The sequence below is a fragment of the Anaerocolumna sedimenticola genome, from assembly GCF_009931695.1.
Classification (GTDB): domain Bacteria; phylum Bacillota; class Clostridia; order Lachnospirales; family Lachnospiraceae; genus Anaerocolumna; species Anaerocolumna sedimenticola.
The window spans coordinates 5,009,721-5,025,491 of record NZ_CP048000.1; the positions used below are offsets into that span (position 1 = coordinate 5,009,721).

The window sequence follows — 15,771 nt, forward strand, 5'->3', positions numbered from 1 at the left end:
TTACCATCATACATTTATACATAACACCCGGAAGGCCGGTTCTTCTTATTTTCCCCGTAACTTATCCTTAGCAGCTACAAACACACTTTGAAGGACGATAAAAAAGCAAAGCAGAGCGGCAATTACGATCTTAGTCCACCAGGAAGATAAGGTACCCTGAAAAGTAATAAAGGTTTCAATGGTACCTTTAATCAATACCCCGAATAAGCTTCCGATTACATTGCCCACACCGCCTGTTAACAGGGTACCGCCGATTACCGCAGAAGCTATGGCCTCCATTTCAAACCCTTTTGCCTGTTCTACAAAACCGCCGCTGGTATTTAAGCAGAACACAAAACCGGCCAGAGCGGCCAGAAAACCGTTTATAATATAAACTTTCAGTTTTGTCTTTTTTACATTTAACCCCATCAATAAAGCAGACTGTTCATTTCCGCCTACGGCATAAATTGATCGGCCGAATCGGGTATATTTTAGTAATAAATAAACCAGTACCAGAACCAGCAGTCCAATTACCACACTTGGATAGAGATAGGGTTGTATCAGGATTCCTTTTCGGTTGACTGTCCCGCCAAAAGGCAGATAAATTTTAGCTTTTGACATAGCTAAGAATGTTTCATTTTTTATGGTAATCATCTCAGTGCTGATCATTGCTGTCATTCCTCTGGCAAAAAACATTCCTGCCAGAGTAACGATAAAGGGTTGAATATTAAGGTAAGCAATCAGCCAGCCCTGTACCAGACCGAAAACAATCCCGGTAACCAATACAATAAAGATTGCTGTGATTGCTCCTATTCCTTTCTTTTCCATCATCCAGGCTAATAGCATACAGGTCATTGCCACAACGGAACCAATGGATATATCAATACCACCTGTAATCAACACGATTGTCATACCTACTGCAGCAACAATTAGTCCTGCATTACTGATAAAAAGATTTAAAAATACCTGTAAATTACCAAAGTTTTTATTCCTGAAAATAAGTACTCCCGTACCATACATCAGAATGAACAAGGTTATTGTTATAAACAGTAAAAAGGTATTGGAATCCAGTTTATTTTTTATTTTCATTCTGCTACCTTCTTTCCTGTATCTTTAATAACACTTCTGTTTTTTGTATTCAGATACATTCTTTTTAATTCCGGCGACTGGAGGGCTACAATAATAATGACCACCACTGCCTTATATACAGGCAGCTGATCTGCCGTAACTTTCATTGCATATAATGAGGTGGTCAGTGCCTGAATGGTAATTGCGCCGATTACACTGCCGGTTAAGGAGAATTTTCCGCCTCCCAGGCTGTTTCCGCCGATCGCAACCGCCAGAATGGCATCCAATTCGATATTCAGCCCTGCATTGTTGGCATCAATGGAATATACTCTTGAGGTTATGATCATTCCGGCGATACCGGCACATAAACCACAAAAGGTATATGACAAAAACTGGATGAACGATGAGTTTAAACCTACCAGTCTGGCAGCTTTTGCATTAATACCAACCGTTTGGATATACAATCCCAGAGCAGTCTTCTTCATTACAAATGCGGTTATAGCCACAACAAAAAATGCAATAAAAACAGGAGTAGGTAAAGGTACCCCCGGTATGGAATTGCCTAAATACTTAAACTGCTCTGTTCTCACATAAAGAATAAACCCCTGAGTCAGAACCTGGGCAATCCCTCTTCCTGCAGTAAATAATATAAGAGTTGCCACCATAGGCTGAATTTTTAATTTTGCTACCAGAAAACCATTCCAGGCTCCGCATAACATTCCCGTCAAGGCTGCTAATAATAAAGCGGCAAAATAGGGCATCCGGTATTCCGAAGCACTCGTGCTGCCTACCAGCGCATATACACAAACCGCACCGGATAAGGCACTGACTGCTCCCACTGAAATGTCCGTACCGGCGGAAGCAGCTACTACCAAAGTCATACCAACCGCCAAAACGATAAGCTCACTGGACCGGTTAATTATATCAATGATATAACCGTATAAAATCCCATTTTTTATAGTTATTTGAAAAAAAGCGGGGGTTTTAATTAAGTTAATGATTAATACGATAATCAAGCAAAAAATAGGTAAAAATAAACGGTAGCCGGTTATTTTTTTCCACATTGATTTAATATTACTCATGCCTGCCTCCTGACTTTCCTTTCATGAAACGGCTGGATTTTTTATTTTTTTTCATCTTCTCTGTTATACTTCTACTGTTAATATTTTTCTTATATGTTATGTCTCCTTTTATATCACTGTAGTTTGAAGCTGTATTATCTGGCTTTTCTGCTTCAGGGGTACCGCCGCCGGCTATGGCTTTCATAATCTCATCCTGATTGAGAAGCTCCTCTTTTAATTCTCCTACTTTACTGCCGTCCCGCAAAATTACCATTCTGGAACAGATACGTAACATTTCTTCAATTTCCGAAGAAATGAACATAACAGCTTTTCCTTCCTTTGCCAGGGAAAGGACTAATTTCTGAATTTCTGTTTTTGTTCCGACATCAATACCTCTGGTTGGTTCGTCCAGAATCAGAAATTCCGGATTTGTTAAGAGCCACCTTCCAAGTATTACTTTCTGTTGGTTTCCGCCACTAAGCTTCTTGACCGGTACTTCCCTGTCAGCGGTCTTAATGTTTAATAATTCTATGTATCTATCCGTAAATGCCTCCTGATTGCTTTTATTTATCAGTTTAAACAAACCTTTTCTGGCCTGAAGAGCTATGATTATATTTTCCCTTACCGATAAATCTGCTATTATTCCTTCCGCTATACGGTTTTCCGGCAGATAAGCCATTCCGGCTTTCATGGCATCGATAGGTGCATTGATTAAAGTTTTTTTTCCATTTATCCTTAACTCACCCTTATCCGGTTTATCAGCGCCATATAAGACGCGGGCCAGTTCCGACCGTCCTGACCCTAACAGACCGGACAAACCAATAACCTCGCCCTTATGGATTGAAAGCTTGAATGGCTTAATAGTACCCAAATGCCCCAATCCATCCGCTTCTAAAAGAGAGTCCTTTTCTCTTTTATCCTGTGCTGTTTTTTCCTGATTTTTGATCACAGCCAGATCATCAAATTCCTTACCAAGCATCTTAGCCACTAATTGTATTCTTGGCAAATTAGCGATTTCATACTCCCCCACCAGTTTACCGTTTCTTAGTACGGTAATCCGGTCACAGATTTCATATACCTGTTCCAAAAAGTGGGTTACAAAAATAATACCCAGGCCTTTCTCCTTTAATTGCCTCATGATGGAAAATAATTTAGCAACCTCAGATTCATCCAGGCTGGAAGTAGGTTCATCCAGTATCAGGACTTTAGCCGAAATATCCACTGCTCTTGCTATGGCAACCATCTGCTGTATGGCTACCGAATAATTTTCCAGCGGTTTGGTAACATCCAGATCAATATTCAAATCTTTTAGAATTCCATCCGCTTTGGCATATATGGTCTTCCAATCAATCTTCCCCCTTTTTTTCGGTTCCCGTCCGATAAATATATTTTCTGCCACTGACAGATTGGCGCAAAGATTGACTTCCTGATAAACCGTACTGATTCCGTTAGCCTGTGCTTCTTGTGGTGATCGATTTATAATTCCATGTTCTTTCCCCTCAATTTTGATTTCTCCGGTTTCAAATTCGTAAGCGCCGGTCAGCACCTTAATCAAGGTAGATTTACCGGCACCGTTTTCCCCCATAAGTGCATGAATTTCTCCGGCTCTTAAAGTGAAATCCACATCAGAGAGCGCAACTACTCCCGGGAAATGTTTCTCGATATGCCTCATAGTTAATATAGTCTTCTGACCGTTCACGTGAAATACCTCCCTGAACAATATAATAAGGGCTGTACAAAAGTCCTTAAACTAATTAAAGCAGCAATTCAGGTGCTTTTAAGGATCATTTGCAGCAGCCCCGCATTAAGTTATTTATTTGTAACTATTCTGCACTATTTTAGTATAAACGAGAATCAATTAAATCTGCTGCTGTCTCAGCAGGAAATACACCTTCATCTACATATGCAATTTTTTCTACGGATTCTCCTTTTTCAAGTTTCTGAATAATTTCAGCAACTCGGGGCCATGTAATGGATTACACTCCACCGAAACATTCATATCACCGGCTATCATTGCTTCAAATGCCGCTTTAACTGCATCAAAGGAAACTATTATGATATCTTTGCCCGGAACTTTACCTGCTGCTTTTATGGCATCAATTGCACCAAAAGCCATATTGTCATTTTCAGCAATTACAACATCAATATCATCATAGGATTTTAAAAAGGATTCCATGACTTCCTGCCCTTTGGATTGGGTAAATTCTCCGGTCTGCCGGTCAAGCATGGTCCAATTCTTATGTTCAGGCATTTTATCTTCCACTCCCTTAGTCCGCCCTACTTGTGCGGAAGATCCAATAGTACCCTGCAAGGTAACTATGTTAATCTGTTCATCACCTCTGCCCTGTTTCTCCAGGTAATCGTTAAGCCATGCTACCGCATCTTCCCCTTCTTTAATAAAGTTACCGCCAACCCAGCAGGTATATAAGGAATCATCGGATACATCAATCATACGGTCGGATAAGATAACCGGAATTCCGGCTTCTTTTGCTTCGCCTAATACCGTCTCCCAGCCAGTTTCCACCACAGGTGCCAAAACGATATAATCAACATCCTGTTGTATAAAATTCCGGATTGCCTTAATTTGATTTTCCTGTTTTTGCTGAGCGTCGTCAAATATCAGTTTATATCCGTTTTCTTCTACAAAAGTAGTCTGAAATGATTTTGTATTAGCTGTACGCCAATCCGACTCTGCTCCAACCTGTGCATAACCTACTACAATCAGGTCCTTATCTGACTCTGCCGCATTATCCTGTTTGCCTTCTGCCGCAGGTTCTGCTGTTTGTTTAGAAGCTGAACCGCAACCCCATAATGACATAGTAAGTACACCTGCCAGTAATACCGTTAATACCTTTTTAAACCTCTTCATACAAAATACCTCCACCTTTTTAAGAATATACAAAATTCCAATGGCAAGAGTTAAGCCTGGAATCTATGTATCTCCCGATTTATTGTTACAGTTTTATTTTTACAAAATTTCTCAAATTATACAATTCATTATCTTTGGATGAAGTTTTACAATTTTTCTCTCTATTAATAAAAAGTTTGTATTATAAGTTAAAAAGTTAATTTTTTTATTATAAAATTATATTTTTTACGAATTAGATCCGTAAGGCTATTCCAAGGTCAGTACAATATCCGCTTTATACTCTGCGGGTAATATAACCTCAACTTCCGTACCAACCTGATATCTGCTTTTAATTTTAAGCCCATATTCTTTCCCGTAATATAACTGGATTCTTTCATTGACATTATATAACCCATAAAAGTTTTTCTCTAATCCCTTATCTTTCTTATTTAACGCTTCAAGAACCTGCTTTAACCGTTCTTTTGACATACCTAAACCATTATCCTGAATCAATAATCGAATATTTCTGCCGTCCTGATCTCCGCTTATGATTATTTTTCCTTTTCCCCTTTTATTTTTAATTCCATGATAAAGGGCATTTTCCACCAAAGGCTGAAGCGTTATCTTTGGAACAAGGCAGTCGCCTAATTCACCTGGTATGTTAATTTCATATTCTAAAATATCTTTATATCTGGACTGTTGTATCTGCAGATAACTCCGGACATGCAGTTCTTCTTCTTTTAAACTGATTCTGTCGTTGCCTTTGCTTAAAGAAGTCCTGAAATAATTTGATAATGCCCCTACCATATCCACAACATCAGCCCCTTTATCTGCCTCCGCAAGCCATATAATCGTATCCAGGGTATTATATAAAAAATGGGGATTAATCTGAGCCTGTAATAGTTTTAATTCTGCCTCCCTTAAGTTTGCCTGTTCGATTTTTACAGTTTCGATAAGCTCACTTAATTTTTCGATCATGATATTTAAGGAATCACTTAATACTTTTACCTCCGCTCCCTTTTTAATATGCGACCGCACCGATAAATCCCCTTTTGCAACCTGACCCGTAATGCCGCTTAATTCTTTAATTGGCCTTGATATACTGTTAGATATGATGACGGAAAAAAACAAGGCTCCTCCTATCATGATTGTTAGCATGATGACACTGAGTTCCACCGTTTTAAGAGTCTGTTTTTCCATGGTAATCCTGACTGATTCCATATCCAGAGTATCATAATAAATGTATTCCAAAACAGTATCCTGTATTAAAGAGGTAAGTACCCTGATATCGTTATCCAGAATTGAGATGTTCTCATCATAATGTCCGGTTTCTTTTAGGTTGTCTTCAATTTTATGTACATGTTTTTTTAGATTATTTAAAAATTTATGGATCCCCTCTGCCCGGTCTTTATTACCCGCGGTCCTTGCCGCAAGCTGTAAATCCAGGGCAACTTTCTGGGCAGCCTCAATATCCTCATAGGGTTTTGCCTCCTTAAAGGCTTCACTTCCTATAATGATACGATACATTTTATAATCAAAATCACTTTTAAAATCAATGCTGAAACCACTGGCTGTAGTTGCACTCTGAACAATCTGGTTATATTCCCGGTTATATTTTACCAGGTTGGTAAATAACAGCAGTGCAACCAGACAAAACTGCGCTATAATTCCCCCAAAATATAAACGAATTTTTACATTCAGTTTCAGATTCCCAAAAGTTTTTAACCAAAATCCTTTCATACTTTTCTCCGTTCTTTACGGGACCGCAACATCATCTTAAGTCCTGCTCCTCCCGTTAATCGTTTAATGTCAGCATAAAATTATGAAGATCGATATTGCTTTGGTGTACAATTCTGTGTTTTTTTGAAAAGATAAGAAAAATAATGAGGATCTTTATATCCTACCATATATCCAATTTCAGAAGTTCTTAAATACGTACATTTTAAGAGTTCCTTAGCCTTGTTCATACGCATGTCCGTTAGATATTTTATAAAAGTCTGGCCTGTTTTCTGGCTGAAAACCGTACTAAAATGACTTGGACTTATGTATACACTGGCCGCCACCTGATTCAGGGACAATTCCTCCTCGGAATAATGTTCCTTAATATATTCCTTTGCCCTGTTAATAATTCCGTTATAATGTTTGGCAACTACTTCATCCCTGATTCCCATAGCCTTCAGAAAAATATTCTCAATATACCCTTTGGTTAATTCCAGGGATGAAATCTGGATATTCATTTCTCTGCTGTCCTTAAAAGGTTTCTCAATCACCTCTGTCCCAGATCCCAAATCCTCTAAAAATCCCGTAACAATAAAATACATGTCCATTACCAGGTATTGTCTGAACAGTATGGAATTTCTGCACTCACTCCCCATACTTTTTAAATATTCTTCTACAAAATAAGGTACTTCTTCTATTTCGCCGCTTTTAAGAAATCCTTCCACTTTTCTTTTATCCAGCTGAGTTATTTTTTCCATGTTAAAATCAATGGCCTGTGCAGCAATTTGTGATTTGGGTATGGTTTCGTAGTCAAATATCTCATTTATATCCCAGATATACCGGTAAGCAAAAGCACGGCTGGCTTCATGGTAGGAAAGGTTAAGTTCCCCCAAACGCCCAACCGGTTTACCTACTCCTCCAAAGTAGGATATCCTGCTATCCCTATCTAATATATCTCTGATACTGCTAATGTAATAATCCCTGGTTTCATTTATCTCATCCATACTACCGCCTTTTAAGAGTATTGCTTTACCCTCTATGGAGCAGTCAAATAAAATTCCATTACCTTTTGCCACTGCCAGGGAGTCTATTTCCCGCCATATTTGCGGATAGGTTTCCCTTTCTTTTTTACCGTCTCTGGTGTTACCGGTCTGAAGCAGGATTATATTATAGAATGGTGCACTTAATTCCAGATTCAGTTCTCTTCCCCTATCCAGAATAGAAGCGAGGGAATCGGAATTACTGACCATATCATGAAATAACCGCCTTTTTTCTTCTATTTCATTTTCCTTCATATCTTTTAGGAATTTATCTAAATTTTCTTTTTCTTCCTGTTCTTTTTTATAATTTCTGCTATACCTTTTACACTGGATAATAAGCTGGCCCCATTGATTGGCTTCAAAAGATATTCCGTTATACCGATATTAATTGCTTCTTTGGCGTACTCAAATTCTCCGTATCCGCTTAATATAATGATTTTAACCTTAGGCATCTCTTTTTTGATCAAACGGCTAAGCTCCAGCCCGTCCATAAAGGGCATACGGATATCCGTAATTACGATGTCCGGTTTTGCTTTTTGAATTAAAGGATATGCTAATTCTCCGTCACTGGCCTCTCCGCAAAATAAGAACCCATTTTCCAACCAATTAATGTTATTTTTTATCCCCTCCCTTACCACGACTTCGTCTTCCACAAGAAAAATTTTTATCATAATAACCTCTTTCCTGTATATCCAATTTTTAATTGGATATTCATTAATCTGAAGTTGAAAAAAAGTTTTTTGCTTTTCAACCTACTCCTTCTCAAATTAATTTTCCCATAAGTTTTACTAATCCGGTCATTTTTACTAAATTATACCACTTTATGTAATTGTTTTCCATTTATATTGCTAAGTTTGAAGATAAATTCTATTTTCTCGTACTCTTTTTCGTATCTTTTACATCCAGCCAGGAGGACTTCGCGGAAATAAAATACTCCGGATAGGGTTTTTCAGAGAAATACCCTATCCGGAGCTTATAGCGTAATAAGAAACTGCTCTGCAGCTTCTTTTCCATGTAATATTTGCGGTCTTTAAACAGCCATGTTGCGTTAGTGTGAATCGTCTCGTAAAATAATGCAGGCCATTAATTATTATTTGAAAAGCACTGCTTCCAGGCCGGAAGTTTACGCATTAATTCTTCTGCAGCCTTATGGGCAACCACACTATCCAAGCCCTGTGTCTTCATAATAAATTCAGACATACTTTTCTTTTTCTCCTCAAAGGACTGCATGGAACCATCGGCACGGGAACAATGGACACAATAATCCTTTGATTGATCTTTCAGAGGATAATCCTCCGCATTTTTCATTGGCATACCGCAAGAAATACATACTTTCATATAAAATTTACCATCCTTTCTTAATAATAAAACGCTTTTGTATTTGAATATTAAAAAGTCAACCATTACTTTTAGCTAATTGTGAAACTACTATTATAAAAGATAATCCGTAATTCCAAGGCGATTGCCAAACATGTCTTCGAACTCGGCTGCATGTCCTGTTCCAATCTTGTACGGCTCTCCTAAAAAAGTTACACCTTTTTCTTTAAGGAATTGATAGTTATCTTCCACACAATCTACTTCAAACCAAATAGCAGGTTTTGCATCCGGAAAATGATGTATATCCTTTAATATAATTGCCGGTTCCTCATCCCCTACCTGTACAGCCGCCATACCTTTCTCAGAAAAATCAAATTTCAGGGACAGACCAAGTATATTCTGATAATAATCTTTTGCTTGTACCAGATTATTAACAGGTAAAAAAAAGTTATCATATGTTTTCATCTTTATCTCCTTTCATACAGCACTTAAACTTATACATATTTAGTTTATAATATTTTAAACTTACCTATTTAGTTTACATTATTTTAAACTTATAACACTTTAGGAAGTTGCGAAATATTCTTATAACATGACATATTTAAACGAAATCGTTCCCCAATATTTTATTCCAGCATTTTTATAAAATTATGAATCAGTTCATCCTTATACCTGATAAGAACAGAACCTTCCGGTGCGAATAAATCCTGGTTTGAGAGATAATAATGCAAAAGGCTTATCCAGGAATTAAAGATAAAATATATAGGAAGTTTTTTAATTTTTCCATCTGTCTGATATTTTTCAATCACCTGAGTTAAATGAAACGATACCGTTGATTGAATTGAAACGTACACATATTTCACCTGTTCCGGCAGCTGACTGCTTTCCGTTATCAGCCTTTTATAAAATTCCTCATGTTCACTTAAAACATTAATATGGGCATTTAATATCTCTTCCAGCCGGCTTCCATCTGCTGCTAAATCATGCAGCCGTGTGTTTATGTCCCTGCCGAACTGTTCCAAGAGGCTGACTTTAAGATCATCCACAGTTGGAAAATGCACAAATATACTGCCGTGAGCTATCTGCGCTTCTTTAGCGATAATACTTGTTGAAGCACTAAATCCCTCTTTGGAGTAAACCCGATAAGCCGCCTGAATAATTATTTTTCTGGTTGCTTCTTTTTGCATCTGCCGTTTATTCATAAATTACCTCCGAAACCTCTTTTACCATCTGAGGATATTTCTTTGTTAAACGGGTTTTCGAAAGGTTTGCCTTTATAATTTTACTAATATCCTTATCTTTATAGGACGCATAATTCTTTAATAATTGAAATCCCTCCTCCGGCAGTTCCGCCGTAAAAACACTTATGCAATATTGAAGTCCTTTTGATAGTACACTGAACTCTTCTGTTTTACGGCTTTCATCTCCTGAGGTTATGATATCTTTTAAGATGTCATCACTCAACCTGAGACTGAACCGGACAATATCTTTATTTTTAAGAATGGGAGGATGTGCCAAAGCTGCAAGAAAAGCTCGTTTTTCCAGATAGTTGGAATCCTTATACCATTTTGTAAAATATAATCTGACAGGTTCAAACTCCATTTCTGCAATATACTGAAACCCCATTGCAACACCTTCCCGTACCCTCCATCTCGTATCGTTCATAGCTTTTTTTAATTGCTCCATGATTCTTAACTTAGTGTTTTCTTCTGTGTAATAATAATGAGCTCCTAATGCCAGGATTGCACAAAATGGCAGATATTCTTTCCGATCATTTACCGGGGCCGTTTCTTCCGGTATGTTTGCCCATTGAAACAAACAATCGATTAATTCTTTTCTGACAAAAGCCGTTTTAAAATATCCAGCAAACTTATCGGCCAGGGTCAAATTACCTCTGGGCCCGGGCAGATTGGAATTCATACAAAGATATTCTTCAATTTTTGTATATTTTTCCGGATCATTAAATAAAGGTAGAATTTCATCTATTATATCTGTATTTTCTTTCATTTCCCTTATTACCTTTCATTTTCAATGAGTTATAACTCATTGACTATACACTCATTATAAAACTTCAATCTTAACCTGTCAACCCTAATAAGAAATTTAACTGTTAAAAACTTTTAAAGAGGCTTTTATCTGGCTGCTCATGCTTCTATCTTAACCGAAGAAACACGCTTTGCGGGTTTCTTCGGTTCGCGTGTGCGTTCGAATGATTGCAAGTAAGCTTGCTAATTCTCACTTTACTTTCGCAGAAATAAAAAAAGGGTGCTGTAAATTTTTAAATTCTGAAACCTCAGGAACTTCCTGATATGAAATCAGTGAAAGTTCCATCTATCAGATCTTTGAATTTTTACAACACCCTTTTTCTTAATTTTTATCGTATAAGAACCGTTCCGGTAAAGTTAATTTAAAATCAACCGCCAAATCCCTGAAATTCTGAGGTTGAATGGTTTGTAACTTATGAGGTGACATGGATAAGGTTTTTACCAGAATCTCCGCCGATTTCTCCACCGTATGCATTAGACCGAAAGTCAGGTCAAAATCAATTCCGGAACAGAACATGCCATGATGGGCCCATATAGCTACATCATATTTTTTCATCAGTTCACTGGTTGCTACCGCTATATCTCTTCCACCCGGAACCATCCACGGTACTACGCCTACCCCATCCGGAAATACCACCGGACACTCCGTTGCCATCTCCCATAATTCCCTGGTAAACACTTCATCCGATAAGGGAAGTACAAAGGTCAATGCTATGGTATTTGTAGTATGTGCATGATATATGACCCTGTGACTGCCATTTGTAGCTATTTTTTTCACTTCATGATTCATTAAATGGGATGCAAGCTCGCTTGTCGGTCTTCCCCCATCTACCAGTCCCCAGCAGATTCTGTAGTTTTCTCCAATATTATCCAGTTCAATTATGGCAATACAAGCCTCAGGATCCACTATAATATTACGAAAGTATTTACCACTTCCTGTTACCAGGAAAAATTCACCCGCTAATCCCGGTACTTTTGTACCAATGGGTGACCATTCCCCATTAGTAAAAAGCCTTGTTCTAATACTATCCACTTCTTCTGTCTTTAGCCTGTAGGAAAGATTACCGCCATTACGTTCATGCCATCCTTGCATAAATCCATCATTTGCCATCTTAATAAATCCTTGTACGAATACCGTATCCAACACTTTCATAAAGTTCCTCCTTTAAGATATGTTTTTGTAGTATTTAAATCAAATATTCTCACAGTAATTCTTTATTACCTTTAAACTTAAAAACTAAATTTAACAGCCGATTTTTCTGCCGTCTGTTTTGTATCTTTATTGTACAATTAATTCCGGAAATAGTTAACATCTTCATTTGCAAATTATTGTATCCTGTTTCTTACTTTTTCTATTCGCTGAGTTATGTATACTGATATACTTTTATATAAACGACTGAGGGACAAAGAATTTAACCGCTTTGTCCCTCACCCATATACCTGATAAATTCTGGAAATTTCCTTTGTGACCCAAAAGAGTCTGGCAAGCCAGACTCTAACGCCGACGAGTAATCCTTCGGTATAATTTTTCTGTGCCGCTCCAGATACGAAGTTTTATCTCATTTTATTTGAATTTATTCTTTTTTCATATATTCCCAGAATAACCGTAAAAACCAGAATGGAAACAATCATACCCATGGTCATTCCGACTATAATTACCGGAATATTCTGAAAAATTAAATAAAGTATAATAAAGAGTAATGAAGCAGTTATATCCGTTATAAATGCATATGCAGCTGCTTTGGTAATAATGGCTTTAAAAATCTCACCCGGCTGAACAAAGAAATACCGAATGTAATAAAGAAAAGCCCAGAATCCGAGACAGGTTTTGTATTCAGTAAAAATTCCAAACAAGCCTAATAAAGCGAGAATACTTACATATCCCAATATATTTTCTTTATGTATGGAATTAAAAGGCAGTATTTTTCGATCATTTTTTTTATTTTCCTTTGCTTCTTTCTTATTCTCGTACTTTTTTTGCTCTAAATTAGTATCTGCTTGCTGCTTTTCTTTCAAATCATCCTCATTCTGTCTGTTACCCTCTTGTTTACTATTTTCCTCGATATTTTCCGCCGCCGTTTCCGTAACTGTCTTATCACCGGGGTATTCCAATACTTTATCTATAATGCTGGCACTAAAATAACGGACAATATCAGGTTCTTTCTGTTCTTCTTTACTTTTAACCAGATTAACTGCTTTTTGAACTGCTGCGGAATAAGTAATATTTTTTTGAGATAAATTATCGGACTCTTCTGCATTATTTTCTTTCCTATCCGGCTCTTTTATATCGGGCTCTTTTTCCCTCGGCTCTTTATTATCTAACTCTTTTATATCCGGTTCTTTTTCCCTCGGCTCTTTATTATCTAACTCTTTTATATCCGGCTCTTTTTTGCTCGGCTTTTTATTATCTAACTCTTTTATATCCGGCTCTTTTTTGCTCGGCTCATTTACATCCGGTTCATCTTTATCCTCATATCCGATACTGATAAGTGACAGCTTACAGTCAACTTCTTCTATAATACACTTTTCTTCCTCCACAATGGCCTCTTTGTTAATGTTTTCGATTTTTTCCATTTTATCCTGTACTTCTTTATTCTTAGTTTCATTTACTACATTGCTTTTAACAGTACTGCTTTTTTCTGTATTAACTCTACTGCCATTTTCTTTTCCCATATGACTAATACTATTATTAGTTTTGTTCGAATTGCTTTTATATGAATTTCCTTTATTGGAATTACTCTTATTGGAATTACCTGTATTGGAATTTCCCTTATTGAAATTTCCCTTATTGGAATTTGTTTTGTTTGTATTGCCCTTACCTGTATTACTATTATTGGAATTTCCCTTATTGGTACTTGCCTTACCTGTATTAGTCTTGTTAGTATCTGACTTGTTTGTATTTGTTTTGTTTATATTTGTCTTATTTGTATTAGTCTTGTTTGTATTAGTCTTGTTTGTATTAGTCTTGTTTGTATTTGTCTTATTTGTATTTGTCTTGTCTGTATTTGTCCTGTTTGCATTTCCTTTATACGTATCTTCCCTGCTGTCTTTCGTAGAATTCGTACTGCCTTCCTTTACCCTGTCTTTGGCCTGACTGGAATTTTCTTTTTTAACTTTTGCCTGGACTCCGGCTTCTTTACTTCCGGCATTTTTTACCGCATTTCCATTTCCTTCGGTCTTTAATTTTTTTCTTACCGGCTTACTCTGTACAATATATTTGTACTCCATGGATGTCAGACGGGTAAGAGAACTTGCACAGTCTACTTCTTCAACAACACAATCGCTGTTTTTTTCCGTATTGTTATCCGTCATATCTTTTAATTGCTCTTCTGCTTTTAATTTGCTATATAAGGACTTTGGATCATAAGCTGATTTATCTATTCGAATTCTATTTATTTCCACCAACCATCACCTCATATTATTTTTTTTTAACAGCACAAAGTTCTAAATTGAATTTCATAAGTTAATTTATTATCCTTTTTCCTGATATTTTCTCAGGTCCGCCACCCAGTCTTTCAAAGATATCTCCAGGTATAGTTATACATTTATAATATATGCGGCTGATTTAAAAAGTAGATTTAGAATTAGTAGCACTTTAGACGAATTAACATAAAATAGAGTTATGATAAACTTATATTGAAAGGTTAGGTTATTTATGCTGCCTCCGCTTTTAAGTTATATTACTTTTAACCGCTTAGGTTTAACTATTAAAAATTTGAGCGCAATTCTTGAATCCAGTGAAGATTTTGAAATGCACATTATAGATAATAATTCAACCGATGATACATGGAATTATATCCAGAGCTTAAAAGACAGCCGTATTATGTCAAAAGCTCGTATTACGCTTAATTTTGGCCAGATCTATGCATTGAATATTAATCTCTTAAAAAGAAGACCTGATCAATATTTTATAACGGTTGACAATGATGTTTTTATAGAAACAAAAGATTGGATATCCCGTTTCTTGAAAGTATTTGAAACATTTCCTGAAGTAGGATTACTTGGAGTACAAAGGGGCGCCCCTTATACGGACCCGCTTCCCCCTGTTATCCCCAAAGTAAAAGACAGCGTCTTTTACTTAGAGCTGGATAATACTACTCCTAACATAGAACAAAATTATATTCCAGGCAGCTTAATGTGCCTAAGACCGGAGCTCATCAATCAGATTGGTTACTGGTGTGAAGAAAATTGCTACGGTGATATTGAATTATCCAACAGGGTGAATAATTTCACTCCGTTCAAAAGCGGCTTTATGACGAATATCAGCATTAAGATGCCACAAACAGCAGAGTGTGAAACTTGCCCGTATAAATCTCAGTGCACACTGAATAAAATAACGGAAACCTGTTTTACAAATTACCATAAGCTTTATAAGAACGAAGAATTCAAACGTAATTTTAAATGGAAGTTTGATGAAACCTTAATCGATTTATCAAGCGGTGCCCGTCCGGTATATTGTGCTTCCGCAAATGATGTTGCTTCTACAATGGATCATATATATAACAACGAATGGGCAATGGAAAATTTTAATTATTTTGTAAATAATGCAAATTAAATAGATTTAACCTTACAAGTAAGTCACCACATCTTAGCATAGGGGTGGGTCCTGGGCTTACTTGTTTCAGACGGAGTTCATGCTCCGACTGAAATACCCGCATAACGGGTATAAGGTTATGAGCAAGTAGCGTAGCGGA

At 36.9% G+C, this 15,771-nt stretch carries 11 protein-coding genes and 3 pseudogenes; 1 reads left to right on the top strand and 13 read right to left on the bottom strand.

Annotated elements, in window-relative coordinates:
* Nucleotides 1-45: 45 nt before the first annotated feature.
* The 13 genes and pseudogenes from Ana3638_RS22345 to Ana3638_RS22405 form a co-directional block, all read right to left on the bottom strand.
* The gene (locus Ana3638_RS22345) at nt 46-1,068 is read right to left on the bottom strand and encodes an ABC transporter permease subunit (RefSeq protein WP_161840001.1); all 1,023 of its coding nucleotides are present in this window, start codon (nt 1,066-1,068) and stop codon (nt 46-48) included.
* Nucleotides 1,065-2,129, bottom strand: coding sequence for an ABC transporter permease (locus Ana3638_RS22350; protein WP_161840002.1), 1,065 nt, complete (start codon nt 2,127-2,129; stop codon nt 1,065-1,067). The genes Ana3638_RS22345 and Ana3638_RS22350 overlap by 4 nt, the downstream gene beginning before the upstream one ends.
* A 160-nt stretch (nt 2,130-2,289) precedes the next feature.
* Nucleotides 2,290-3,780, bottom strand: a pseudogene (locus tag Ana3638_RS22355) (sugar ABC transporter ATP-binding protein); the annotation flags it as partial.
* Nucleotides 3,781-3,946: 166 nt separating this feature from the next.
* A pseudogene (locus Ana3638_RS22360) lies at nt 3,947-4,977 on the bottom strand (ABC transporter substrate-binding protein).
* A gap of 246 nt (nt 4,978-5,223) precedes the next feature.
* Nucleotides 5,224-6,696, bottom strand: a complete 1,473-nt coding sequence (locus tag Ana3638_RS22365) for a sensor histidine kinase (protein ID WP_161840003.1) — start codon at nt 6,694-6,696, stop codon at nt 5,224-5,226.
* 80 nt (nt 6,697-6,776) lie between these two features.
* Nucleotides 6,777-7,433 (bottom strand): helix-turn-helix domain-containing protein, encoded by a 657-nt coding sequence (locus Ana3638_RS27185; protein ID WP_408609534.1) that lies wholly within the window; start codon nt 7,431-7,433, stop codon nt 6,777-6,779.
* A gap of 150 nt (nt 7,434-7,583) precedes the next feature.
* Nucleotides 7,584-8,386, bottom strand: a pseudogene (locus tag Ana3638_RS27190) (response regulator); the annotation flags it as partial.
* Nucleotides 8,387-8,798: 412 nt separating this feature from the next.
* Nucleotides 8,799-9,053 (bottom strand): zinc ribbon domain-containing protein, encoded by a 255-nt coding sequence (locus tag Ana3638_RS22380; protein ID WP_161840006.1) that lies wholly within the window; start codon nt 9,051-9,053, stop codon nt 8,799-8,801.
* A gap of 93 nt (nt 9,054-9,146) precedes the next feature.
* Nucleotides 9,147-9,497 (bottom strand): VOC family protein, encoded by a 351-nt coding sequence (locus tag Ana3638_RS22385; RefSeq protein ID WP_161840007.1) that lies wholly within the window; start codon nt 9,495-9,497, stop codon nt 9,147-9,149.
* Between the two features lie 161 nt (nt 9,498-9,658).
* A complete protein-coding gene (locus Ana3638_RS22390; protein WP_161840008.1) occupies nt 9,659-10,234 on the bottom strand; it encodes a TetR/AcrR family transcriptional regulator in 576 nt (191 codons plus the stop codon).
* Nucleotides 10,227-11,039 carry a hypothetical protein gene (locus Ana3638_RS22395; protein ID WP_161840009.1) on the bottom strand — a complete coding sequence of 271 codons (813 nt, stop codon included), beginning with the start codon at nt 11,037-11,039 and terminating at the stop codon, nt 10,227-10,229. Before Ana3638_RS22395 ends, Ana3638_RS22390 begins: the two co-directional genes overlap by 8 nt.
* 360 nt (nt 11,040-11,399) lie before the next feature.
* The gene (rhaD, locus tag Ana3638_RS22400; RefSeq protein ID WP_161840010.1) at nt 11,400-12,230 is read right to left on the bottom strand and encodes a rhamnulose-1-phosphate aldolase; all 831 of its coding nucleotides are present in this window, start codon (nt 12,228-12,230) and stop codon (nt 11,400-11,402) included.
* A gap of 401 nt (nt 12,231-12,631) precedes the next feature.
* A complete protein-coding gene (locus Ana3638_RS22405; RefSeq protein WP_161840011.1) occupies nt 12,632-14,479 on the bottom strand; it encodes a DUF3796 domain-containing protein in 1,848 nt (615 codons plus the stop codon).
* 253 nt (nt 14,480-14,732) lie between these two features.
* Between Ana3638_RS22405 and Ana3638_RS22410 the strand changes: the two genes are divergently transcribed.
* Nucleotides 14,733-15,632: a glycosyltransferase gene (locus Ana3638_RS22410; RefSeq protein WP_161840012.1), complete on the top strand. Its 900-nt coding sequence runs from the start codon at nt 14,733-14,735 to the stop codon at nt 15,630-15,632.
* The last annotated feature ends 139 nt before the right edge of the window (nt 15,633-15,771 follow it).